This window comes from Thalassolituus sp. ST750PaO-4 (assembly GCF_020320405.1).
Classification (GTDB): Bacteria; Pseudomonadota; Gammaproteobacteria; order Pseudomonadales; family Oceanobacteraceae; genus Venatoribacter; species Venatoribacter alkanivorans.
Map to the genome: position 1 here is coordinate 63,982 of NZ_JABVCB010000001.1, position 24,189 is coordinate 88,170.

Genomic DNA, 24,189 nt, shown 5'->3' on the forward strand with positions numbered 1-24,189 from the left:
ATTAAGCCCCCTGTCCTTTCAGTTGAGTCAGCAGTTTGCCGAACGCCATATCGCCAACCCAGAATTTCACCAGATTATCGACACCGCGACTGGTCAGAGTCGCACCGGACAGACCATCGACCTGGTTCAGGTTGCCTTCGGCCGCACTACCTTTCACAACAGTGATAGCAAGCTCGCCTTTGGCGTTATGCAGTTTTTTACCAATCCACATGCCTTTCCACTTCGGATTGTCGACTTCACCACCCAGGCCCGGAGTTTCTGCGTGAGCGTAGAAACCGAGACCAGCGATGGTTTCCATATCGCCCTCAAGAGCGATAAAGCCATACAAGGTCGACCACAGACCGTAGCCATGGACAGGCAGAACCAGAGTGTCGATCGTGCCGTTTTTCTCAACCATGTAAACCGCAGCGTATTTCTCCAGACGCTTGATACTTGGCTTGTCTTCAGCACCAGACAGCTTGCGTGACAGCGCAGGCAGTTTGGAAGACTTACGCTGATCGAAGTTATCCGGATTCAGGTTAGCGGCACGGATTTCATCCAGCTCAGACTCGGTCGCAAAACGACCGGCTTCCAGATTCACAATACGGGTTGTGACCTGTTTGAACTGCTCAGCAACGGGCACGTCAGCCTGATACAGGCCAGCCGCCTGCAGTACTGCGGCTTTCTTGTCGTTAGCTTTGTTTTCGTTCTGCTTCTGACGCAGTCCGACCGCAGCCCCGGCTACGATAACGGAACACACCAGACACAGCAGAATGGCGACCACCAGGGTCTTCTGAATGCTGTCATTATTGGCTGACACGGGCAGTCCTCCGCTTAATATTTGCCTGAACCACGAAGTGGTCAATCAAAGGTGCAAACAGGTTGGCAAACAGAATCGCCAGCATCATGCCTTCAGGGAATGCCGGGTTAACCACACGGATCATCACCACCATAAAGCCGATCAGAGCACCAAAGAACCACTTACCTTTATTGGTCATGGAAGCCGATACCGGATCGGTCGCCATAAAGATCATACCGAAGGCAAAACCACCCAGAACCAGATGCCAGTACCATGGCAGTGCAAACATCGGGTTAGTATCAGAACCAACAGCGTTCAGCAGCAGCGTGGTGGCAACCATACCGATCATGACACCGGCAACGATACGCGCAGAGGCAATACCCATCACCAGCAGAACAGCACCACCAATGAAAATCGCCAGGGTGCTGGTTTCACCCATAGAGCCCTGAATCGTACCGATAAAGGCATCCATCCAGCTGACACCGTTGTCGATGATGCTCTGCACACCACCTTCTGCAGCGTTACTCAGAGCGGTCGCACCGCTGAAACCATCGGCTGCAGTCCATACCGCATTACCGGACATATTGGCCGGGTAAGCGAAGAACAGGAATGCACGGCCGGTCAGCGCCGGGTTAAGGAAGTTTTTACCGGTACCACCGAAAATTTCCTTACCGATCACCACACCAAAACTGATGCCAAGAGCCACCTGCCACAGCGGAATGCTTGGCGGCAGAGTCAGGGCAAAGAGCACAGAAGTAACGAAGAAACCTTCGTTCACTTCATGGCGGCGGATGGTCGCGAACAGCACTTCCCAGAAGCCACCAACAATAAAGGTAACGGCATACACAGGAAGGAAGTAGGCAGCACCAAAGACAAAGTTGTCCCAGATACTGGCGGCGTTATGAGCGCTGCCGCCCAGCAGAGCGATCAGCATTTCACGCCAGCCTTCAATCGCAGTACCAGCACCGGCAGCCAGTGCTTCGTTAGCCTGCAGACCGATGTTGTACATACCAAAGAACATGGCCGGGAAGGTACACAACCACACAGTGATCATGATGCGCTTCAGGTCGATACCATCACGTACGTGAGCCGTGTTGTTGGTCACGTTTGGTGGTGAATAAAGACCGGTGTCTACCGCTTCATACAGCGGATACATTTTTTCAAACTTGCCACCCTTTTCAAACTTGGGTGCCAGGCTGTCGAGCATACTACGCAAGCCCATGATTAACCCTCCGCCTGAATTCGGGTGAGATTTTTCCGCAGAATCGGACCGTATTCATATTTGCCCGGGCAAACAAAGCTGCACAGGGCCAGGTCTTCTTCATCCAGTTCCAGAGCGCCCAGATTGATGGCGGTATCCATATCTTCAACGATCAGCGCACGCAGCAGCTGAGTTGGCAGGATATCCAGCGGCATGATTTTCTCATACGCGCCCACCGGTACCATTGCACGCTCAGAACCATTGGTCGTGGTGGTGAAGGCAAAGGTTTTCTTCAGCAACTTGGACAGGTAGATAGGCATTACGGAGAAGCGGTTAGCACCCGGGGTCAGGTAATGCAGCATCGGACGTTCACGTCCTTCGCGCAGTACGGAAACCTGATTGTGGTAACGACCCAGGAACTGACTTTCGCCAGTGGCGGTACGGCCACCAAATACAGAACCGGAAATAATGCGGTTCTCGCCATCGGCCAGCTCACCCTCAGTCAGCTGTGCCAGACTGGCACCGACCTGAGTACGGACCAGACGCGGTTGCTTAACCTGAGGACCCGCCAGAGAGATCACACGGTCAGTGAACAGTTTACCGGTGGTAAACAGCTGACCCACTGCAATCACATCCTGATAACCAATGCTCCACACCACACGCTCTGCACTCACGGCAAACAGTGTATGAATATGGGTACCGGTCAGACCTGCCGGGTGCGGACCGGCAAATTCTTCAGTGGTTTCAACACCAGCCGTCGGGATATTGGCTCCCGGCGCTTTACAGACAAACAACGGACCTTCAGTCAGTTGCTTCAGCACGGTCAGACCGTTCTTGAACGCTTCAGCCTGCTCATTAATCACAAGCTCAGGGTTCGCCGCCAGTGGATTGGTATCCATGGCATTGACGAAAACCGCCTGCGGACGTGAACCCAACGCAGGAACGCGGGAAAACGGACGGGTACGCAGTGCTGTCCACAATCCGGAATTCACCAGATTCGCCTGAACATCATCAGCAGACAGCGATGACAACTGCTGCGGCGCATAACTCTGGAAGGTTTCTTCATCCGCGCCATCCACATCGATAACAACGGACTGGAATACCCGACGCTCGCCACGGTTAATGGCTTTTACCACGCCGGCAGCAGGAGCTGTGTACTGAACACCTTCGGTTTTTTTATCGGTGAATAACACCTGGCCTTTCTTGACTCGATCACCTTCCTGTACTGCCATTGTTGGCTTCATACCAACGTAATCTGCTCCGAGTACAGCTACTTGCGTAACGGCACGCCCTGCAGAAATGACTTGTTCAGGAGTTCCGGTGATTGGTAAGTCGAGACCCTTCCTGATATTGATCATACGCCTCGCCTAATCACTGTTGCTTCCAAGGTCGTTGCTCCCGGCGTGCAAAAAAAGACGCACAACACCCCCTCTCTCACCAAGGTTGCGGTACGTTCGATCACTTTTTACACAGGAAACAAGTACTTGGACTCATTTTCCAAGTTAAAAATCGCGCTAAGTATAATGACCGCTAACGGATTAATCCACCGGTCATCCCGGCAATTGACTACCCCTTTTGGCTTATCCGTACGGCCACAGCAAAACTGGTTAAAGCTTAGCCAATAAAAAAGCCGCTGCGATTGCAGCGGCTTCTTTTATTGAGCATTTAATACACAATCGGCTAAAGCTGGCTTACACCACCTTAGGGAAAGTCGGATACTCAACGCCACACACCTGCTGAGCAATACGCACAACCTGACGGCTGTAGCCGTACTCGTTGTCGTACCACACGTACAGGTTAACGTGGTTACCGTTAACGATGGTGGCTTTGGCATCCACGATACCGGCATGGCTGTTACCCACGAAGTCGGTAGATACCACTTCAGGAGAGTTCACCCAGTCGATCTGCTTCTGTACTGCAGAGTGCAGAGACTGTTCACGCAGGTAGTTGTTCAGCTCTTCAACCGTGGTTTCTTTTTTCAGGTTCAGAGACAGAATCGCCATAGAAACGTTTGGCGTCGGAACACGGATCGCATTACCGGTCAGTTTACCTTTCAGAGCAGGCAGCGCCTTGGCAACGGCTTTCGCAGCGCCGGTTTCGGTAATAACCATGTTCAGTGGTGCAGAACGGCCACGACGGTCACCACTGTGGTAGTTGTCGATCAGGTTCTGGTCATTGGTGTAGGAGTGAACGGTTTCAACGTGACCGCTGTTGATGCCATAAGCATCGTCCATCACTTTCAGCACCGGAGTAATGGCATTGGTGGTACAGGAAGCCGCAGACAGAATTTTGTCAGACTCTTCGATATCACCGTGGTTAATACCATATACGATGTTTTTCAGATCGCCTTTACCTGGGGCAGTCAGCAGTACACGGGCAGTACCTTTAGCCTGCAGGTGCTGAGCCAGGCCAGCTTCGTCACGCCATACACCAGTGTTATCGATAACCAGCGCGTTTTTGATGCCGTACTGGGTGTAATCGATTTCTGCCGGGTTGCCAGCGTAAATGATCTTGATGAAGTTACCGTTGGCGATCAGCGCTTCGTTTTCTGCATCCACGGTCAGGGTGCCACGGAAAGTACCGTGTACAGAATCACGACGCAGCAGAGAAGCACGCTTCACCAGGTCATCGCCTTTACCGCGACGAACAACAATAGCGCGCAGACGCAGACCACGGCCGCCACCGGATTTTTCAATCAGGATACGGGCCAGCAGACGACCGATACGGCCAAAACCGTACAGAACCACATCACGGTTCTCGCCATCCGGCAGATCTTTGCCGATCACATCAGCCAGTTCATCCTGCAGGAAGGCACTCAGATCACGGCCATTGCCTTCAGCGCGGAATTTAACCGCCAGCTTACCGATATCCACATGGGCACGGCCCACATCCAGCTCGCTCAGAGCGGCCAGAACCGGGAAAGTGTCGTGTACAGACAGTTCCTGCTTTTCCATATGACGCACAAAACGGTGCGCTTTCAGCAGATCGATAACAGAACGGTTGATAACAGGACGACCATAGATGGAAGTCACAACGTTTTTCTTGCGGTACATAGTACCAACCAGAGGAATCATAGATTCGGCGATGGCTTCACGGTCCATCCAGTCCTGCAAACAGGCTTCGCGCATGTCTTGGCTCACGGGTTCACCTTCCGTAAAAATCAGTGGGCAAATTCGGGGCGCATATTATGCCTGTATGTCAGACAATGCACAAACCTGAGCGCATTTCCCGGCGGCGGCCATTATGCAGAGGTTCCTTAACAGCCCCCTGCCCTTTGGTTACACTAGCGCGCTTATTTTTTGACTGCCTGAGGAGCCTGAATGGTCAGCCCATTCCATCCGGAACTACCCGCCAAAGCCGCCGAGCGGCGCTTCTGGGGGAATCTGCATGGCGCCAGCCAGGCTCTGGCCATCGCCAGTGCGGCCAGCCAGCAACAGGGGCTGACGCTGGTGATCAGTGCCGATCCGGCCAGTGCATTACGACTGGAAGAAGAAATCCGCTTTTTTGCCAGCGACCTGACCGTACTGCATTTCCCCGACTGGGAAATTCTGCCGTACGATGTGTTCTCGCCGCATCAGGATATCGTCTCCCAGCGGATTGCCACCTTAAGCCGCCTGCACGACCTGAAACAGGGCGTGCTGATTCTGCCGGTCACTACCCTGCTGCACCGCCTGCCACCGGCCAGCTTTTATCAGGGCCAGAGCTTTGCCCTCGATATCGGCCAGCGCTTTGACGTTGACAATACCCGCCTGCAACTTGAGTCGGCGGGTTACCATTGTGTCGATACCGTTTACGAGCATGGTGAATTTGCCGTACGCGGTTCGATTATCGATATCTTTCCGATGGGTCAGGACACCCCCTTCCGTATCGAGTTATTCGATGACGAAATCGAAACCCTGCGCACCTTCGATCCGGAAACCCAGCGCACTCTGGATAAAGTCGAGTCCATCCGCATTCTGCCGGCGCGTGAATTTCCGCTGAATACCGGTGCTATCCGTACCTTTAAAACGCGCTGGTTTGATTTTTTTGAGCACGACCCGAAAGCCTGCCCGGTGTACACCGACGTTTCTCAGGGCATTGCGCCGGCCGGTATCGAATATTATCTGCCGCTGTTTTTCAGTGAAGATCTGGCCAGCTTTCTCGACTATTTGCCGCGCAAAACCCTGGTGATTCACGATGCCCGGCTCGAGCAGGCAACCAACCAGTTCCGTAAAGACGCCGAACAACGTTACGAAAGCCGCCGCTACGACCGCCTGCGTCCGGTACTGTCACCGGCGCAATTGTTTTTATCCGCCGAGCAGTTATTTTCCGGCCTGAACGAATTCCCGCGTATTCAGTGGCAGGCCGATGCACCTCCGGAACGCGCCGGCAGCCAGCACTTTAATACGCAGGTGTTAAGCGACATCAGCGTCGATTCCCGTCTTGAGCAACCGCTGCAGCGCCTGCAGACCTGGCTGACAGATAACAAAGATCAGCGCGTGCTGTTCTGCGCCGAATCTGCCGGTCGCCGTGAGGCATTAAAAGAATTACTCGGCCGCATTCAGCTGCGTCCGAAAGATCAGGACGGCTGGACTGACTTTATTACCGGCAGCGAGCCACTGGGGTTAATTGTTGGCCCGCTTGATGATGGCGTCACCGTCAGCGACGGCCAGCAAACGCTGAGCATCATTACCGAAAATCAGTTATTCGGTCAGCGCATCCGCCAGACCCGTCGCCGCAGCAAACAGAAAACCGATTCTGAACTGGTCATCCGTGATCTGTCAGAGCTGCAACCCGGCGCGCCGGTGGTGCACCTCGATCATGGCGTTGGTCGTTATCAGGGCCTGCAGACGCTGGAAGCCGGTGGTCAGGTGAATGAATTTCTGGTGCTGGAATACGCCGGTAACGCCAAACTGTACGTGCCGGTTTCTGCCCTGCATTTAATTGCCCGCTACGGTGGCGCCGAACAGGGTGCGGCACCACTGAATAAACTCGGCACCGATAAATGGGCACAGGCGAAGCGCAAGGCGGCCGAAAAAATCCGCGATACTGCCGCCGAACTGCTGGATATTTATGCCCGCCGTGAAGCGCGTAAGGGCTTCGCTTTCAGCGGCCCGGATGAAGAGTACGAGCGTTTTGCCGCCGGTTTCCCGTTTGAGGAAACCCCGGATCAGCAGGCCGCCATCGATGCCGTCATTAACGATATGTGCTCGCCACGCCCCATGGACCGTCTGGTCTGTGGTGACGTTGGTTTCGGTAAAACCGAAGTCGCCATGCGCGCAGCCTTTATGGCGGTACAGAGCGGCAAACAGGTGGCCGTGTTAGTGCCCACCACCCTGCTGGCGCAGCAGCATTATCAGAATTTTGCCGACCGCTTTGCCGAGTGGCCGGTGAAGGTCGATGTGCTGTCGCGCTTTAATTCTGCCAAAGAAACCCAGGCCGCCCTCGACCGTATGCTCGAAGGCAAAACCGATATTGTTGTCGGCACCCATAAACTGCTGCAGAAAGATGTGAAATTCGATCACCTCGGTCTGCTGATTATCGACGAAGAACACCGCTTTGGTGTGCAGCAGAAAGAGCGCATTAAAGCCCTGCGTGCCGAAGTCGATATTCTGACCCTCACCGCCACGCCGATTCCGCGTACGTTAAATATGGCCATGGCCAGCATCCGCGATTTGTCCATTATCGCCACACCGCCGGCCAAGCGCTTAAGCGTCAAAACCTTTGTGCGCCAGCATGACGAACCGACCATTAAAGAAGCGGTTCTGCGTGAAATTCTGCGCGGCGGTCAGGTGTATTACCTGCACAATGAAGTTAAAAGCATCGAGAAAACCGCCCGCGAATTAAGCGAAGCCATTCCCGAAGCGCGCGTGGTGGTCGCACACGGTCAGATGTCCGAGCGTGAGCTGGAACGGGTGATGGGCGATTTTTATCACAAGCGCTTTAACGTGCTGGTGTGTACCACCATTATCGAAACCGGTATCGACGTGCCGTCGGCCAACACCATTATTATTGAGCGTGCCGATAAATTCGGTCTTGCCCAGCTGCACCAGCTGCGTGGCCGCGTCGGTCGCTCACACCATCAGGCCTACGCTTACCTGCTGACTCCGCCGCCGAAAACCCTGACCAAAGACGCCGAAAAACGCCTCGAAGCCATTTCGGCCGCGCAGGATCTGGGTGCCGGCTTTATGCTCGCCACCCACGATCTGGAAATCCGCGGCGCCGGCGAGTTGCTCGGTGAAGAACAGAGCGGCCAGATCGAAACCATCGGTTTTACCCTGTATATGGAAATGCTGGAACAGGCCGTAAAAGCCATGAAATCCGGTAAAACCCCATCCGCTGATCTGTCACTGAATCAGGGTGCCGAAGTGAATCTGCACATTCCGGCACTGATTCCGCAGGATTATCTGCCCGACGTTAACAGTCGCCTGACACTGTACAAGCGCATTGCCAGCGCGCGCGACGACAACGAGCTGAAAGAACTGCAGGTAGAAATGATCGACCGTTTCGGCCTGTTGCCGGATGCCGTCAAAAACCTGTTCCGTCAGACCTCATTAAAACTGAAACTGACACCCCTCGGTATTGCCAAGCTGGATGCCGGCGAGCAAAGTGGCCGCATTGAATTTGCCGCCGAAACCAATATCAACCCTTTCGTACTGGTAAAACTGGTGCAAAGCAAATCCGGCACCTTCAAACTCGAAGGTGGTCATACCTTGCGTTTCAACCTCAATATGACCAGTATCGATCAGCGCTTTAACCAGATCGATCAGGTATTAACCGAATTACAAAAGGACCCTAATCTGTGAGCCAGCTGTTTTGCCGTGCCTTTCTGCTTCTGTGCTCTGTTGCCCTGCCATTATCGGCCAGTGCCGCGCCCTGGTATCGGGTGGAAATGATCCTGGTCGCGTACGAAGACGAAAGCCTGATTGATCAGGAACTCTGGCCTGAAGTGCTGGAAACCAGCGCCACCGAGGACAATGAATCCGGCAGTTTGCAGACCGAAGCGGATACCACACCCGACTACACCTGGTGGCTGAGTCCGGCACGTTACCAGCAACTGCATAATGCATTATTTGCAGGCTTTGGTTTTGCCCGCATCCCGAAAGCGGAATGGCCTGCCCCTTTGCAGCCATTGGCAGAACTGAAAATGGCCAATGAAGCCGAACGCATTAATAAGCGCAGTGATATGAAAGTGATCTGGCATCAGGCCTGGGTGGAACCCATTCAGGAAGAAGGCCAGGCAATCCGCCACAACCTGAATGTGCGCCTGCAGGACAAACTGGATATTCAGCTGACCGGCAACTTTGAACTGCACCGCAGCCGTTATCTGCATATCAATACCGACTTACAGGTACAGCAATACGAAATCCACGAACCGGCCGAACTGAGTGCGCTGACCTTACCCGCCAGCGACAACCGCGCCGATTACCGCAACGACCTGCTGGCCCAGACAGATATGGAAGCGTCCATGGCGGTTGATTTACCAGCCCCAATCCGCGCTGCACGGGTACAACAGAGCCGCCGTATGCGCAGTAACGAGCTGCACTACATTGATCACCCGATGCTCGGCATTGTGCTGAAAATTATTCCCGTTGAACGTGCCGAAGACCTTTAAGCCGACCATGAAAATCCGCTCCTTTATCGCCTGCAGCCTGGATGGTTTTATTGCCCGGCCGGATGGTGCACTCGACTGGCTGGAAAATCCGGCCTTTACCATCGCAGAAGAAGATTTCGGCTATGCGCAATTTATGGCCGGCACCAGCTGCCTGGTGATGGGTCGCAATACGTTCGAAAAAGTCCTCACCTTTGGAGAATGGCCCTATGAGGGCACACGCGTGATTTTGCTCAGCCAATCGCTTAAAGCCCTGCCGGAAACACACCGGGATAAAGCAGAATTAAGTGCCGAATCACCACTGACCTTAACCGAACGCCTGCAGCGCGAAGGCGAAGACTCACTTTATATTGATGGCGGCCGCCTGATTCAGTCGTTTCTGCGCACCGGATTGCTCAACGAGCTGATCGTGACCCGCATTCCGCTGCTGCTGGGCCGTGGAATTCCGTTATTCGGCGAACTGAACTGCGATACCCTACTGACCCTGCTTGCCAATAAAAGCTACGCCAATGGTTTTGTGCAGAGTCATTACCGTATCGGTTGAGGCCCGCTGATATAAGAAATACCAAATAAAAAAGCCCGGAAATTCCGGGCTTTTTTATTTGTCAGTTTCAGCAAAAAATGACGTCTTAAATCCGCTTCAGCGTCGCCGCCAGCAAATCACGCACCTGCTGCATACCGCCACTTAATACTGCACGGATTTCATCCATGGTAATTTCGCCTTCGCTTTTACCGGCTGCAGGATTAACCACCAGACAGATACTCGCATAAGGAATACCCAGTTCACGCGCCAGAGCGGCTTCCGGCATACCGGTCATACCCACCAGATCACAACCGTCTTTTTCCAGACGGTTAATTTCGGCGATGGTTTCCAGACGCGGGCCCTGAGTCGCAGCGTACACGCCAAAATCACACACCGGCAAGGCAATATCGGCGGCGGCAGAAATTAAAGCCTGACGCAGATTTTCATCGTAGGGATGCGTCAGGTCGATATGATCCAGCGGGCGGAATTCACCATCAAAAAAGGTACCCTCGCGCCCCCAGGTGTAATCAACCACCTGATGCGGAACCGAAATCACACCGGATTGCATGGCCGGATGAATACCACCTACGGCATTCACCGCAATAATGGCCTCTGCACCCTGCTCCTGCAGCGCCAGTAAATTTGCACGGTAATTAATTTTATGCGGCGGCACTGCATGCGGGTGTCCGTGGCGCGCTAAAAACAGCACGGTTTTATCATTCCAGCGACCTTCCTGAACCGCCGATGAAGGCTGACCCAGTGCGGTATTGACATCATGGCTGACGGTAATTTCCGGACCTTCGAGTTGGGTTAAACCGGTGCCACCAATAATGGCTATTTTATTAATGCTCATATCATTCCAACGTATTCAGACGGCGTCTTTAAAGGCACCGTTATTCATTATTCAGCGCAGATTTTCCAGCTGCGGTAAGATCGCAGAGCGGCGTTCGGCCAGCATGTTTTCCGACATATCGTCTGCTGTTCCCTGTAACCCGCCTGCGGTGCCTTGCAACCCGGCAAGACTCAGCGTCTGCCAGCCCGGCTGTTGTAATTGTTCACGTACAGCAAGGATGACTTGCTGCGCGGCCGAACGGTCATTACACACCAACAGCGCATTGGCACCCGCACGCATGGCACAGCCGGCACGTTCGGCGTAACTGCCAACACTGGCCGCACCGGCCATGGATAAATCATCACTGAAAATCACACCATTAAACTGCAGCTCGGTGCGCAGAATATTCTGCAGCCAGTGCGCAGAAAAACCGGCGGTATTGTCACTGTCGACCGCCGGATAAATCACGTGGGCGGGCATAATACCGCTTAACAGCCCCATCGACATCAGCGCATGAAAAGGCCCGATATCGTTATTCAGTTCAATGCGCGAACGAGCGTCCACCGGCAGCGCCAGATGCGAGTCTGCGGCAATGGCACCGTGACCGGGAAAATGCTTACCTACCGCCAGCATGCCGGCCTCATTCATACCACGTACAAAAGCAGAAGCCAGCGCAATAACGGTATCTGCATCATGACCAAAGGCACGGTCGCCAATCACCTGAGACACATCGGTTTCAATATCCAGCACTGGCGCAAAGCTCAGATGCACTCCCTGCTGACGCAGCTCGGCGGCCATCAGCCAGCCCAGTTCATGGGCCAGGGTCAGCGCTTCGGTGCTGTTGTGCTGATATTCTTTTTCCAGCGCCAGCATCGGCGGCAGACGGGTAAAGCCTTCGCGGAAACGCTGTACGCGACCGCCTTCCTGATCCACGCACAATAATAAATCCGGGCGCAGGCTGAGAATATCGCGGGTCAAAGCCTTTAACTGCTGTGGCGACTGATAATTACGCGCGAAAAAAATTAACCCGCAGATTTCCGGCTGCAATAAAAATTCACGGTCGGCAGCGGTTAATTCTGTACCGTCAATATCGGCAACCACACCGATACACTGGTTTAAATTCTGTGTTACAGATTGCGGCATGGGATCCTCGAAAAACTGTGCGGCTGAATCCACACCGGCGTACCGGCACTGACCAGTTCAAATAATTCAGTAATATCGCTGTTACGCATACGGATACAGCCATGAGACAGTGGCTGGCCCATAGGTTCAGAGTCCGGTGTGCCATGGATATAAATATAACGGCGCATGGAATCGACATTGCCCATACGGTTGACGCCGACTTCCAGTCCCTGCAGCCACAGAATGCGGGTTAAAATCCAGTCGCGTTGTGGTTGCTGTAGCGCCAGTTCAGGCGAATAAACTTCACCGGTCGGGCGCCGGCCAACAAATACGGTGTTCAGTGGCAAACCGGCACCAATAGCCGCACGGACACGGTGCCAGCCACGGGGGGTACAACCGGAATTTTCCTGTTCACCGGCACCATTAAGCGCCGTGGAAACCGGATAAAGATGGCAGATACCGGCGCTCGACACGCGCAGTACCTGATCCGCAATGGAAACTTCTATTAATGTTTGCGGTAACGCAGATTGCGCAGCCGTGGGCGCCATAGCAAAGGCCTGTTGGTAAAAAGCGAAAAACGGAAAGCCCGGCTCCGCTCAACCAGCCTGATGCGGAGCGTTAAGACCGGATGCGAGGAAAGGTATCAATTTATCAACAACCTGCGCAATATCCGAACCCTTGCCCAGATCGTGTTCCGCCATCGCCGTCAGTGAATCGGCCCCCGACAATGTAAACACCGTCGCCCCCAGCATAAAGTGGATACGCCAGAAACGGTCTTCATCGGAAAGTTCAGGAGTCGCAGCCGTCACCAGACGCATAAAGGCTTTAAACACCGGGCCATATTCTTTCTGCAGAAAACGGCGTAAATGCCCCTGCCCCTGGGTATAAGCCAGTCCCAGCAGGCGCATAAAGATACCCAGGCGGCGCGGGCTGTCATGTCCGGCACGCAGCGCCGTCTGCGACAGCAGCATTAATATGCCCGGTAATTCCGGTACCTTGCCATCCAGACGTGCCTGTACGGCATCCAGCTCACGTTCCAGATCTTCGCAGAATGGCGTCAGGAAACGGGCAAATACCGCCTGAATCAACGCCTTCTTAGAGCCAAAATGATAATTCACCGCCGCCAGATTCACTCCGGCCTTCGTGGTGATATTCCGCAATGAGGTCTCGGCAAAGCCACGCTCCGAAAACAACTCCTCTGCCGCATTCAGGATACTTTTTACCGTATCTTTCTGTGCCATAACCCTGCATCTGCCTTATCACGCTGTCGCGGCTTTATTGCCATCGCCGACAGTACAAAACAACTGTTTCAAACATACGTTTAAAACGAGATTTAGGCAACCCCATATACGGCCAAAGGCTAAAAGCCTCACTCCATTATCCGGGTCAGTACAACGGCGGTGAATACACCGCAATCCACAGACCTCTGATAACAGGGGTTTACACTGGATAAAATACTGTATACATTTACACCATACTGTATGGATCAACAGACTGGATAAGCATCATGATCAAGCTCACGGCACGACAACAGCAGGTTCTGGATTTCATCCGCTCCTCACTGGAAGAAACAGGATTTCCGCCCACTCGCGCCGAAATTGCTGCCGAGCTGGGCTTTAAATCGCCTAACGCCGCAGAGGAACACTTGAAGGCGCTGGCACGTAAAGGTGCGATTGAAATTATGCCCGGCGCTTCCCGCGGCCTGCGCATTGTTGAAGAGCAGAACCCGGGTCTGCCGATCGTTGGCCGTGTAGCCGCCGGTGAGCCTATCCTGGCTCAGGAACACATCGCCGATTACTGCGAGATTCCACCCAGCTTCTTCCGCCCTTCTGCAGACTTCCTGCTGGAAGTTCATGGCGACAGTATGAAGAACATCGGTATTCTCGACGGCGACTACATTGCGGTACACAAAGCCGAAACCGCCCGTAATGGCGAAATCATCGTTGCCCGCGTCGATAACGAAGTAACGGTCAAGCGCTACGAGAAGAAGCGTAATCAGGTGATTCTGCACCCGGAAAATGACGACTTTAAGCCCATTGAAGTTGATCTGCGGGAAACGGAATTTGCCGTTGAAGGTTTATACGTCGGCGTTGTACGCCGCAGCTAACAGCAACTGTTCACAGGTTCGGGGTGATTGTTATGCGTCAGTTATTACTCGGAATGGAAGAAGCCGGCTTATCTCTCAGCAGCCAGCAACCAGGCAGAATGACCAGGGTCAGCACCAGTGCGCTGCGCGGCAGTCTGACCGAGGTCATCGTCAGTGAAGGCGGTGCGATTCAGCCCATGCATTTGCTGCCGATGCTGGCACAGTGCAATGCGCATAAGCGCTGGCTGATGTGGCTGAGCCCGCACCGTCCGATGAATAAAAGCTGGCTGGAAAGCATGGGCCTGCAGCATTCGCCGGTGATTCATCTCGATCTGTGCAATGACACCCAGCTGGCCCTGTGCAGCAAAGTTCTGGCGGCCGGCAACAGTCATATGATTGTTGAATGGCAGGGCGAGCTGAGCAACCACGAACGGCAGGTCATTCGCCAGCAGGCCGACCAGAGCGGCAGCCATGTGGTGCTGATTCAGCGCCGCCCCTGAAGCGTAGAAAACGACGAACACAAAAAAAGCCCTGATCTTGATCAGGGCTTTTTTATGCTTTCAGCACAGCTTCACACGTACAGACTGTAGGCAATTCACTACAGCACAGCTCAGTGCAATCGTTGCTGATACTCAGGGGTGTCGAAGTCTTCGCGCTCAACTTCCATACCGGAAAGCTCGCCGACTTTACGTACACCGGCTTCCAGCATTACCCGCGCAACATCCATATGATGCGCCTGCAGGCTGGCCTTGGCATCTTCGGAAAAATGAATACACACCAGTGCATCGCTGTCCTGATCGTCGGCACGACGCAGGGCGATATCACCATTGGAAAGTTCTACGATTTCAAAAAAGCGCGCCATAACCGCCTCTCAAAACTGGGCGCGGGAGTGTATCACAGGATGTTTTCAATAGCTTGAGCGACACACAGAACCGTTAGTAATAAAAAGTAAACGGTTCTGCATAAATATGCTCATCAAGGAGTCAGCTTTCCTGACGATTGGCGCGCTGGTCTTCAATCAGGCGGGTCAGATCCTGCAGCCAACCGGCAACCGGTGAGTGCGGGGTGGCAACCAACGCAATCCGGCCCTGAGCCTCAACCGTCTGTACGGCCGCTGCCGGCTGATTCATTCCGGACGGACGTCCCTGAGCATCTGCCGCTGCCAGCATCTGTGCCAGCCAGGAAAATCCATTCTCCGCCAGATGCTGCAGCTCGCGCATTTCGCCGGTGGTCAGCGGCGCATTCTGCAGCAGTGATTCCAGAGAGCGGACAGGCTGACGATAAGCAACCATATCACCCAGTTCGGCCAGGTAAGACAGCCAGGCATCGCGCAGCTGATACAGCGCACTCTCTTCCAGCGCCTGCTTCAAGGCTGGAGCAGCCGACTGCTGAGCAGCCAGCTGTTCCAGCAACAACCGGCACTGATAGAGTTTCTGATTGGTGAAGCCAATCCACTGCGACATAGCCTGCTCCGGCGGAAAATTGAGATTAAAAGTCGATGGTCAGACCGAAGTGAGCACCATCGCCCAGTTTGTAACGGTCATTAATATCTTCAATACGGATGCTGTTGTAACGATAGCCGCCATAGATTCGTGCCGTAGGCAGCAGACTGAACTGCAGACGGATATCGCTGTTGATCATGTTTTCAGCATCACCGAATGATACAACCGGCGGCGCGTAATAGGCATAGCCCGCCAGACCAACATCCGGAGCTGCCGGGAAGCTGTAGCGGAAAAAGCCACCAACCCCCATAGCCGCGCCATCAAAATCATCGGTGGTAAAGGCAATCACTTTTGCACCCACACCGATATACAGGTGACTGGTTGATGGGCGCACATCCACTACGTGCAATCCCGCAGAAACCATATCACCGTCATCTTCATGATGCAGCGCAGCCAGATTAATGTGCAGCCCGGAACCCATCTGGGTGGCATCGTAAGCAACACGGGCGACATCATCGGCCAGACTGATATCCAGTGAACCACCTGCCTGTACCAGAGTCGGTAAAACCAGTGCACCGGCCGTCAGAATTCCCTGAGCGGTCATACGCAACATTTTCATAGTATTCCCCAATAATCAGATCACAGTACCGGCTGCTGCGCGGATAACCCGTCACTGTTCTCCCACTAATGGAGGCAACAGACAGCAGCTGATTTTTATTTGCCGGCATAATAGCAGTGCGGCGGCAGTGGTTAAACCACGGCCGCCGCAAGCAAGGCCTGTTTGATTAATATCAACAGGCCCTTAGACCAGTAAACGCTGTAATTAACGCATTAAATCGAGCAACAGTTTGTTCAGGCGCGCGACATATTCCGCCGGCTGCTTTAACTGGCTGCCTTCTGCCAGTTGTGCCTGGGCATGAATCACCTGCGCTAACTCGGCAAAGCGGCTTTCATCCTGCTCGCTGTCAAGACGTTCGATCAGCGGATGCGACGGATTAATTTCCAGGGCCGTTTCAGGCTCCGGAACCGCCTGCCCCGCTGCTTCCATCAGCCGGCGCATATGACCACCCATATCGTACTGGCCAACCACCAGACAAGCCGGGGAATCAGTCAGACGCGAGCTGACACGGACGGTTTTCACTTCACCTTCGAGGGCTTTCTGCACGCGCTCAACCAGATCTTTATGGGTTTCTTCCAGCGCTTTTTGCTGCTCTTTTTCCGCAGCATCCGCCAGTTCATCCAGATCCAGTTCGCCTTTGGTTACATCCTGGAAGACCTTGCCGTCGAAATCGGTCAGGTGACCAACCATCCACTCGTCAACACGGTCGGTGAGCAGCAGCACTTCAACACCCTTAGTACGGAAATATTCCAGATGCGGGCTGCTGGACACCGCTGCGTGGTTGTCGCCGGTGATGTAGTAAATCTTTTTCTGACCTTCACGCATGCGCGCAACATAGTCTTCCAGACCGACATTCTGTACGGCACTGTCACTCTTGGTGGTGGCAAAGCGGAACAGCTTGGCAATTTTTTCACGGTTAGCGAAATCTTCTGCCGGGCCTTCTTTCAGCACATCACCGAATTCATCCCAGAAGCTCTGGTATTTTTCCGGCTCATTTTTCGCCAGTTTTTCCAGTGAATCGAGTACCCGTTTAACCAGCGCGCTGCGCAGGCTGTCGACCTGTTTGTCTTTCTGCAGAATTTCGCGGGAAACGTTCAGCGACAGGTCGTTGGAGTCCAGCACACCTTTCACAAAGCGCAGGTACAACGGCAGGAACTGCTCAGCGTCATCCATAATAAAGACACGCTGCACGTACAGTTTCAGACCACGGGTCGCTTCGCGGTTCCAGATATCGAACGGCGCCTTAGCCGGAATATACAGCAGACTGGTGTAATCCAGTTTGCCTTCCACACGGTTGTGCAACCACAGCAGCGGGTCGTTCCAGTCGTGGGAAACGTGCTTGTAAAACTCTTTATATTCGTCATCGCTCAGATCGGACTTACTGCGGGTCCACAGCGCCTTGGCCTGGTTAACCGCTTCCGGAATCTGTTTTTTCTCGCCGTCAGCGTCATCTTCACTGACTTCCTGCGGCAGATACACAGGCACCGCGATATGATCTGAATATTTTTTAATCAGTGAACGCAGACGGAAGCTGTCAGCAAATTCTGCATCGTCTTCTTTCAGGTGCAGGGTAATGCGGGTGCCGCGTTCAGTTTTATCGATGCTTTCCAGGGTAAATTCACCCTCACCGGCCGATTCCCAGCACACGCCTTCAGACGCATCATCACCGGCACGACGGGTTTCAACCGTGACTTTATCGGCGACAATAAAGGCCGAATAAAAGCCAACACCAAACTGGCCAATCAGTTGCGAATCTTTTTTCTGATCGCCGCTCAGTTTGCTGAGGAATTCGGCCGTACCGGATTTAGCGATGGTGCCGAGGTGATTAATCACCTCTTCACGGTTCATACCGATACCATTGTCTTCAATGGTCAGGGTACGGGCTTCGCTGTCAAAATCGATATGTACGCCCAGATCTGCATTACCTTCAAACAGAGCATCGTTCTGCAGGGCTTCAAAGCGCAGCTTGTCGCAGGCGTCTGAAGCGTTGGAAATCAACTCACGCAGAAAAATCTCTTTGTTGGAATACAAAGAGTGAATCATCAGATGCAGCAGTTGTTTAACTTCGGTTTTAAAACCCAAGGTTTCTTTGCTGGCTGCGGTCATGTTCGTCTCCTTTACAACGCGCCATAAAAAACAGTGTTGTTTAAATGGGGACGACGCAACGCTTTTCAAGCGCCGGAATACACTTACGCAAATCGGTCAGCCGCTGCGGCAGCGCTTCATCGTCGGTAAGCTCAGTTACAATGGCGACCGAATCAATGCCACTGGCCACGACCTGAGCAATATTCGCTGTTGTAATCCCGCCGATACAGGTCAGCCGATGATCGGTAAAACATTCGACCCAAAGGGCTAACGTTTCCGTACCCAAAGGCTGGTAACGCAACACTTTCGACAGCGGCGTAAACACCGGGCCAAAGGCGATATAAGACGGATTCACCCCGCGCGCACGGGCGATCTCCCAATCACTGTGGGTGCTGATGCCCAGTGCGATACCCGCTTCTGCCAGCGCCTGCAGATCCGCCGTGAGCAGATCTTCCTGCCCCAGATGCACACCAAAAGCCCCCAGCTCCAGCGCCAGCTGCCAGTCATCGTTGATAAACAAAGGTACTGCGGATTCTGCAGCATAATAAATGGCCTCAGCGGTCTGAGCTTTATGCTCTGCCCCCGGCGATTTAACCCGCCATTGCAGGCTGTCGATACCCAGCGCCAGCAGACGCTTAAGATGCGGCAGATTATCCACCAGCCCATAAAGCCCCAGAGGCTGCGGCAAGCGCGGAAAATGCACAGCCGATGCCCGCTGTTGCATAGGAACAACCTGCGGCCAGTCTTCGGCCACCGACTCACTCAGCGGCCGCGCCCAGGCATTGTGGTAACCATTAGCGCGCTCACTGGCTGAACGGATCGCCAGGCGTACCGCCGCCACGGCTCTGGTCAGGGCATCGTACAGCGTATAGCCCTGCGCCAGACCGCAGGCAATGGCACTGGCCAGATGACAGCCGGTACCGTGCGCCTTGAGCGGTAAGCGCCGGTGGCGGAATACAAAAGCCCTCAATAAATCCGGGCCTGGCAACTGATCACCGAAAGCAGAGCCTGATGCCGACGAGGGAGCCGCAAAGAACGCATCCTGAATCCATTCGTCAGATTCAGTACTGCCGGCCTGAGTGCTGTCTCCGCCGGTAATCAGTAAATGATTAACGCCCAGCGCCTGCAGTGCGGCAGAAATGTCTGCGCAATTATTTGGCTCGTAATCGTTTAGCGCGCAATTATTTGGCTCGTAATCGTTTTGTACAGTGCCGCCATCATCCTGCGCCTGCAATAACGTCAGCAGCGCCTGTGCTTCTGCCAGGTTAGGCGTCAGCACATCAACCCGCTGCAGCAGGGCCTGCAATGCGTCTTTCGGCCAGTTGGCCTGGGGGAAACCACCCTGCGAGGCCGACAGCACCGGGTCCCAGATGACGGGCCCGGGATATTCCTGCAGTTTCTCCAGTAACCAGGGCAGCAGCAGATTGCCCGGTGGCAGCCAGCCGATTTTAATTGCCTGCGGCCAGCCATCGGTTTTCAGGCTCTGCCATTGCTGCTCCAGCATCGCCCGCGACAGCACCTCAACGGCCTGCACGCCCTGACTGTTCTGCGCGGTTATGGCACAGATCAGCGTGGCGCAATCGGTATCCAGCGCCCGCGCCATGGTTAAATCCGCCTGACTGCCGGCACCGGCACTGCAGTCGGAGGCGGCAATACTCCAGATTTTTGCCCGGCTCACCGGGCCTGAACAGAGGCTCATACTCCGCCTCCGGTCTGATGCCAGAACGGCAGCCCCAGCGTCGGCGTGGAAGGCGATGCCTGATCACGCTCGCACATCAGGCCAGCACGATAGGCAGCCCGGCCGCCATCCACCGCCTGTTTAAACGCTCCCGCCATCGTGGCCGGATCATGGGCACGCGCCACCGCTGTGTTGAGCAGTACCGCATCAAAGCCCATTTCCAGCGCCGCCATCGCCTGAGAGGGTTTACCCAATCCGGCATCCACCACCAATACCGCCTGTGGCAGACGTTCACGCAGGGTTTTCAGCTGATACGGATTCATCAGTCCTTTGCCGGTGCCAATAGGAGCGCCCCAGGGCATCACCGCCGCACAGCCCAGCTCCAGCAGGGTCTGACACAGCACCAGATCGTCGGTGCAGTACGGCAGCACCTTAAACCCCTGCGCCACCAGCTCGCGCGCCGCATCCACCAGCTGCAGCGGATGCGGCTGCAGGCTGTAGTCGTCACCGATAACTTCGAGCTTGATCCAGTCGGTGGCAAACAGCTCGCGCGCCATCTGCGCCAGCAGAATCGCTTCACGGGCACTGTGACAACCGGCTGTATTGGGCAGCAGTTTTGCCCCGGTACTGGCCAGTTGCTGATGCAGCAGATGCCAGTGGCCATGTTCACTCACCTGCTCCTGTACCTGAGCAGCACTCTGGCGGCGCAGCGAGACGGTGACAAATCCGGGGGTTGCCGCGGCAATGGCATCACCCATCACCTGTGGTGACGGGTACAGGGAGGAGCCCAGCCACAAACGGCTGCTGATGGTTTGGCCGCCAATCTGCAGGGCGTCGGTGGAAATATCCGTACTCATACCTGCACTATTTTCTGTATTCATATCCTTCTCCAGAACCCTGCTCAGCCACCGGTAATGGCACCGAGAATATCGATGCAGTCATCTTCGTTAAGGTATGTACCCGCATAGAGCGCTGCACTGACGATCTGCTGGTTCACGGCAACAATAAAATTGCCACTCACAGCCGCATCCTCCGGCCGTATTTGCAGATAGCCAAGCTGTTGCAGCAATTGCTGCAGGCTAAGCCCTGTGCTGACCTGCAGATCACAAGAATCGCCATTAATAATCAGGCGCATGCTTCACCTCCGAAGGCGATGGCTTGCGAGGGGATAGACTTTGAAGGGGCGGACTGCCCGGTTGGCGCAGGCTCCAGTCCAAGAGCTAAGCCATGCTGTTGTTGCAGGCGCTGCAGCAGCGCTGGCGCCAGCAGATAACCGTGACGGAACAGGCCGTTAATGCTGAGCACCCCATCATCCTGAGCAAGGATCTGCGGACGATGATCGGCCAGTGCCGGGCGTAAATTGACGTCGAAGTTCAGAATCCGCGCTTCGGCAAGCGCCGGACTCAGGCAGTAAAGTGCACTGAGCATTTCCAGCGCGGAGCGCACACTGACCGGCGAGCGGTCTTCGCTTTCGATTTCGGTAGCACCCAGCACATAACGATGGCGCCCTTTCGGCACCAGATAGAGGTGATAACGCGGATGCAGCAACCGTATCGGCCGCGAAATCTGCACCTCCTGGCTTTCAATCCACAACACCTCACCGCGTACGCCACGCAGCTGTGGCAAGGCGGGTTTGGCGCCCAGTCCGCGACAATCGAGCTTAATATCGGCGTAAGGCGGGAAATCGTTCAGCGCTGTTAAAAAATAAAAGCGCGCGCCAAAGCTGCGGGCAGCCTGATGCAGAGCCGGTAATAACGCACGGTTATCGACCCAGGCTTCGTGGCGTAGCCAGAAACCTTCAGCAAGTTGTGGATTCAGCGCTGGCTCAAGGTCCTGCAACCGCGCCTGATTCAGACGCTGAATGGCGGCTTCGTTTTCACACCCGTCATCGGCGGGATTCCATAAACCGCCCTGACGCAGATCCTGAGCAAACTGCGCAAGCTCGGCCTGATCCGCCGGATGGGCCACCACCAGACTGCCGCTCTGGCCATAATGCACGGCAATGCCACTGTCGGCATGCAGCTCCGGTAATAACTGCGGCCACAGTTGTAACGACTGCAGGCCCTGCGCAAAGACATCCGGATGCGCCAGTGAGCGCTCGCTGTAAGGCGCGACCATCGCCGCGGCGGTGTGCGCCGCACTGGCGGGCTGATCTTCGGCGGCGGCTTCGTACACCTCCACCTGAAAGCCCTGACGGGCCAGACGCCACGCCAGCAAGCTGCCCATCAGGCCCGCGCCGGCAATACAAACCCGACGCTGCTCACTCATGCTTCGGCCTCCTGATACAGCGCACTGCCGCTGGCGCGGAATTCTGCGGCTTTTTCAGCCATACCCTGCTGCGCTTCTTCGCTCTGCAGCACGCCTTCGCTTTGCTGTGCGTCTTCAGCCTCCTGGGCCGAAGCAAAATCACGTACTTCCTGCGAGATTTTCATCGAGCAGAATTTTGGCCCGCACATAGAACAGAAATGCGCCAGCTTATGGCCTTCTTTCGGCAGGGTTTCGTCGTGGTAACTGCGCGCCGTATCAGGATCAAGGGCAAGGTTGAACTGATCCTGCCAGCGGAATTCAAAACGCGCCTTCGACATCGCATCATCGTGCAGCTGTGCGCCCGGATGGCCCTTGGCTAAGTCAGCGGCATGAGCAGCAATTTTGTAGGTAATTAAGCCCTGTTTAACATCATCTTTATTGGGCAGGCCCAGATGCTCTTTCGGCGTGACGTAACACAGCATGGCGCAGCCATACCAGCCAATTAATGCCGCGCCGATGCCAGAGGTTATATGGTCGTAGCCCGGTGCAATATCGGTGGTCAGCGGCCCTAAGGTATAAAACGGCGCTTCGTCACAATGCTCGAGCTGCATCTCCATATTTTCTTTAATTAAATGCATTGGTACATGGCCCGGACCTTCAATAAAGGTCTGCACATCGTGCTTCCAGGCGATTTTGGTTAATTCACCCAGGGTTTTTAATTCGGCAAACTGCGCTTCGTCATTGGCATCGGCAATGGAGCCGGGGCGCAGACCATCGCCGAGGGAGAAGCAGACATCGTAGGCTTTCATAATTTCGCAGATGTCTTCGAAATGGGTGTACAGGAAACTCTCTTTATGATGCGCCAGACACCATTTCGCCATGATCGAACCACCACGGCTGACAATACCCGTCACCCGTTTGGCGGTCAGCGGCACATGCGCCAGACGCACACCGGCGTGAATGGTGAAATAATCCACGCCCTGCTCGGCCTGCTCAATTAAGGTATCGCGGAATAATTCCCAGGTCAGGTCTTCGGCCACGCCGTTGCATTTTTCCAGCGCCTGATACAAAGGCACGGTACCAATAGGCACCGGTGAATTACGGATAATCCATTCGCGGGTTTCGTGAATATGGTCACCGGTGGATAAATCCATCACGGTATCGGCGCCCCAGCGGGTGGCCCAGACCATCTTTTCCACTTCTTCTTCGATGGACGACGTAACTGCCGAATTGCCGATATTGGCATTGACCTTGGTGCGGAAATTACGGCCAATAATCATCGGCTCGGTTTCCGGGTGGTTAATATTATTGGGAATCACCGCCCGGCCGCGGGCAATTTCTGAGCGGACAAATTCCGGGGTAATTTCCGCCGGAATCGACGCGCCGAAACTCATACCCGGATGCTGGCTTTTTTGTGCCTCATCCAGCTGTGCCCGGCTTAATGCCAGATTTTCGCGGATGGCCACATATTCCATTTCCGGGGTGATAATGCCCTGTCGCGCATAATGCAGCTGAGTGACATTTTTGCCCGCTAATGCCCGGCGCGGACGACGCTTAAGTTCAAAACGCAGTTTTTCCAGCGTCAGGTTCATATCGCGGATACGCGCATATTCGGAGCTGAAACCGGTAAGCTCCTCAGTATCGGCCCGTTCATTAATCCAGTTCTGACGCAGCGGTTGCAGCCCCTTGCGCACATCAATACTCACGGCCGGGTCGGTGTAAGGGCCGGAAGTATCGTATACCCGCACCGGCGCATTGGCTTCGGTTTTACCGTTAGCCAGCTGTGTATCGGACAGCGCAATTTCGCGCAGCGCGACCTGTAAATCGGCACGACTGCCCTGCACATAGAATTTGCTGGACGCCGGAAATGGCTGCAGAGAGAGTTCGTCAACACGCATCTGTTCGCTTAACGATGTATGCGCTGAATTGTTTTTGCCCATGCTCAATACCTTTTTAGCCGTCGCAGACGACGGAAGAAAAATAAC

At 54.6% G+C, this 24,189-nt stretch carries 22 protein-coding genes; 5 read left to right on the forward strand and 17 right to left on the reverse strand.

Features of this window, described 5'->3' with window-relative positions; all coding sequences use genetic code 11:
• Window position 1 precedes the first annotated feature (1 nt).
• The 4 genes from HUF18_RS00275 to HUF18_RS00290 all read right to left on the reverse strand — a co-directional run bounded on the left by HUF18_RS00275 (window position 2) and on the right by HUF18_RS00290 (window position 5,119).
• On the reverse strand, window positions 2–799 hold the full coding sequence (locus HUF18_RS00275) for a Na(+)-translocating NADH-quinone reductase subunit C (RefSeq protein ID WP_145470446.1): 798 nt from the start codon (window positions 797–799) through the stop codon (window positions 2–4).
• Window positions 786–2,000: an NADH:ubiquinone reductase (Na(+)-transporting) subunit B gene (locus tag HUF18_RS00280; protein WP_145470445.1), complete on the reverse strand. Its 1,215-nt coding sequence runs from the start codon at window positions 1,998–2,000 to the stop codon at window positions 786–788. Before HUF18_RS00280 ends, HUF18_RS00275 begins: the two co-directional genes overlap by 14 nt.
• A gap of 2 nt (window positions 2,001–2,002) precedes the next feature.
• Window positions 2,003–3,337, reverse strand: coding sequence for a Na(+)-translocating NADH-quinone reductase subunit A (locus HUF18_RS00285; protein ID WP_225690668.1), 1,335 nt, complete (start codon window positions 3,335–3,337; stop codon window positions 2,003–2,005).
• A 333-nt stretch (window positions 3,338–3,670) separates the two neighbouring features.
• The gene (locus tag HUF18_RS00290) at window positions 3,671–5,119 is read right to left on the reverse strand and encodes a glyceraldehyde-3-phosphate dehydrogenase (protein WP_222428604.1); all 1,449 of its coding nucleotides are present in this window, start codon (window positions 5,117–5,119) and stop codon (window positions 3,671–3,673) included.
• A 180-nt stretch (window positions 5,120–5,299) separates the two neighbouring features.
• On the opposite strand from HUF18_RS00290, the gene mfd reads away from it, so the two are divergent.
• The 3 genes from mfd to HUF18_RS00305 are packed head-to-tail and all read left to right on the forward strand — an operon-like array spanning window position 5,300 to window position 10,114.
• Window positions 5,300–8,764: a transcription-repair coupling factor gene (gene mfd / locus HUF18_RS00295; protein ID WP_225690670.1), complete on the forward strand. Its 3,465-nt coding sequence runs from the start codon at window positions 5,300–5,302 to the stop codon at window positions 8,762–8,764.
• Window positions 8,761–9,573: a CsiV family protein gene (locus HUF18_RS00300; protein WP_225690671.1), complete on the forward strand. Its 813-nt coding sequence runs from the start codon at window positions 8,761–8,763 to the stop codon at window positions 9,571–9,573. The genes mfd and HUF18_RS00300 overlap by 4 nt, the downstream gene beginning before the upstream one ends.
• A gap of 7 nt (window positions 9,574–9,580) precedes the next feature.
• Window positions 9,581–10,114 carry a dihydrofolate reductase family protein gene (locus HUF18_RS00305; protein WP_225690672.1) on the forward strand — a complete coding sequence of 178 codons (534 nt, stop codon included), beginning with the start codon at window positions 9,581–9,583 and terminating at the stop codon, window positions 10,112–10,114.
• 85 nt (window positions 10,115–10,199) lie between these two features.
• Here the strand turns inward: HUF18_RS00305 and HUF18_RS00310 are convergent, their stop codons facing one another.
• The 4 genes from HUF18_RS00310 to HUF18_RS00325 are packed head-to-tail and all read right to left on the reverse strand — an operon-like array spanning window position 10,200 to window position 13,288.
• Window positions 10,200–10,946 (reverse strand): S-methyl-5'-thioinosine phosphorylase, encoded by a 747-nt coding sequence (locus HUF18_RS00310; protein WP_222428603.1) that lies wholly within the window; start codon window positions 10,944–10,946, stop codon window positions 10,200–10,202.
• 51 nt (window positions 10,947–10,997) lie between these two features.
• Window positions 10,998–12,068 carry a beta-N-acetylhexosaminidase gene (gene nagZ, locus HUF18_RS00315; protein ID WP_225690673.1) on the reverse strand — a complete coding sequence of 357 codons (1,071 nt, stop codon included), beginning with the start codon at window positions 12,066–12,068 and terminating at the stop codon, window positions 10,998–11,000.
• Window positions 12,053–12,595 carry a L,D-transpeptidase gene (locus HUF18_RS00320; protein ID WP_225690674.1) on the reverse strand — a complete coding sequence of 181 codons (543 nt, stop codon included), beginning with the start codon at window positions 12,593–12,595 and terminating at the stop codon, window positions 12,053–12,055. Before HUF18_RS00320 ends, nagZ begins: the two co-directional genes overlap by 16 nt.
• Before the next feature lie 48 nt (window positions 12,596–12,643).
• Complete coding sequence (locus HUF18_RS00325; protein WP_145470433.1) at window positions 12,644–13,288, reverse strand: TetR/AcrR family transcriptional regulator; 645 nt, start codon at window positions 13,286–13,288, stop codon at window positions 12,644–12,646.
• Window positions 13,289–13,554: 266 nt separating this feature from the next.
• Here HUF18_RS00325 and lexA point away from each other — a divergent pair, with 266 nt between their 5' ends.
• A complete protein-coding gene (gene lexA, locus HUF18_RS00330; RefSeq protein ID WP_145470431.1) occupies window positions 13,555–14,154 on the forward strand; it encodes a transcriptional repressor LexA in 600 nt (199 codons plus the stop codon).
• A 32-nt stretch (window positions 14,155–14,186) separates the two neighbouring features.
• Window positions 14,187–14,633: a cell division inhibitor SulA gene (locus HUF18_RS00335; protein WP_225690675.1), complete on the forward strand. Its 447-nt coding sequence runs from the start codon at window positions 14,187–14,189 to the stop codon at window positions 14,631–14,633.
• A 110-nt stretch (window positions 14,634–14,743) separates the two neighbouring features.
• Here the strand turns inward: HUF18_RS00335 and HUF18_RS00340 are convergent, their stop codons facing one another.
• From HUF18_RS00340 to thiC, 9 genes are all read right to left on the reverse strand, one after another.
• The gene (locus tag HUF18_RS00340; RefSeq protein ID WP_145470427.1) at window positions 14,744–14,995 is read right to left on the reverse strand and encodes a hypothetical protein; all 252 of its coding nucleotides are present in this window, start codon (window positions 14,993–14,995) and stop codon (window positions 14,744–14,746) included.
• Between the two features lie 121 nt (window positions 14,996–15,116).
• Window positions 15,117–15,596, reverse strand: a complete 480-nt coding sequence (locus HUF18_RS00345) for a DUF6586 family protein (protein ID WP_145470425.1) — start codon at window positions 15,594–15,596, stop codon at window positions 15,117–15,119.
• Between the two features lie 25 nt (window positions 15,597–15,621).
• A complete protein-coding gene (locus tag HUF18_RS00350) occupies window positions 15,622–16,194 on the reverse strand; it encodes a YfaZ family outer membrane protein (protein WP_145470423.1) in 573 nt (190 codons plus the stop codon).
• Between the two features lie 204 nt (window positions 16,195–16,398).
• The gene (htpG, locus tag HUF18_RS00355; protein ID WP_225690676.1) at window positions 16,399–18,300 is read right to left on the reverse strand and encodes a molecular chaperone HtpG; all 1,902 of its coding nucleotides are present in this window, start codon (window positions 18,298–18,300) and stop codon (window positions 16,399–16,401) included.
• 40 nt (window positions 18,301–18,340) lie between these two features.
• Window positions 18,341–19,978: a bifunctional hydroxymethylpyrimidine kinase/phosphomethylpyrimidine kinase gene (locus tag HUF18_RS00360; RefSeq protein ID WP_225690677.1), complete on the reverse strand. Its 1,638-nt coding sequence runs from the start codon at window positions 19,976–19,978 to the stop codon at window positions 18,341–18,343.
• On the reverse strand, window positions 19,975–20,838 hold the full coding sequence (locus HUF18_RS00365; protein WP_225690678.1) for a thiazole synthase: 864 nt from the start codon (window positions 20,836–20,838) through the stop codon (window positions 19,975–19,977). Before HUF18_RS00365 ends, HUF18_RS00360 begins: the two co-directional genes overlap by 4 nt.
• Before the next feature lie 20 nt (window positions 20,839–20,858).
• Window positions 20,859–21,092, reverse strand: a complete 234-nt coding sequence (gene thiS / locus HUF18_RS00370; protein WP_145470415.1) for a sulfur carrier protein ThiS — start codon at window positions 21,090–21,092, stop codon at window positions 20,859–20,861.
• Entirely contained in the window at window positions 21,083–22,225 is a 1,143-nt protein-coding gene (locus tag HUF18_RS00375) for an FAD-dependent oxidoreductase (protein ID WP_225690681.1), read from the reverse strand. The genes thiS and HUF18_RS00375 overlap by 10 nt, the downstream gene beginning before the upstream one ends.
• A complete protein-coding gene (thiC, locus tag HUF18_RS00380; protein WP_274704254.1) occupies window positions 22,222–24,144 on the reverse strand; it encodes a phosphomethylpyrimidine synthase ThiC in 1,923 nt (640 codons plus the stop codon). The genes HUF18_RS00375 and thiC overlap by 4 nt, the downstream gene beginning before the upstream one ends.
• Window positions 24,145–24,189 lie beyond the last annotated feature (45 nt).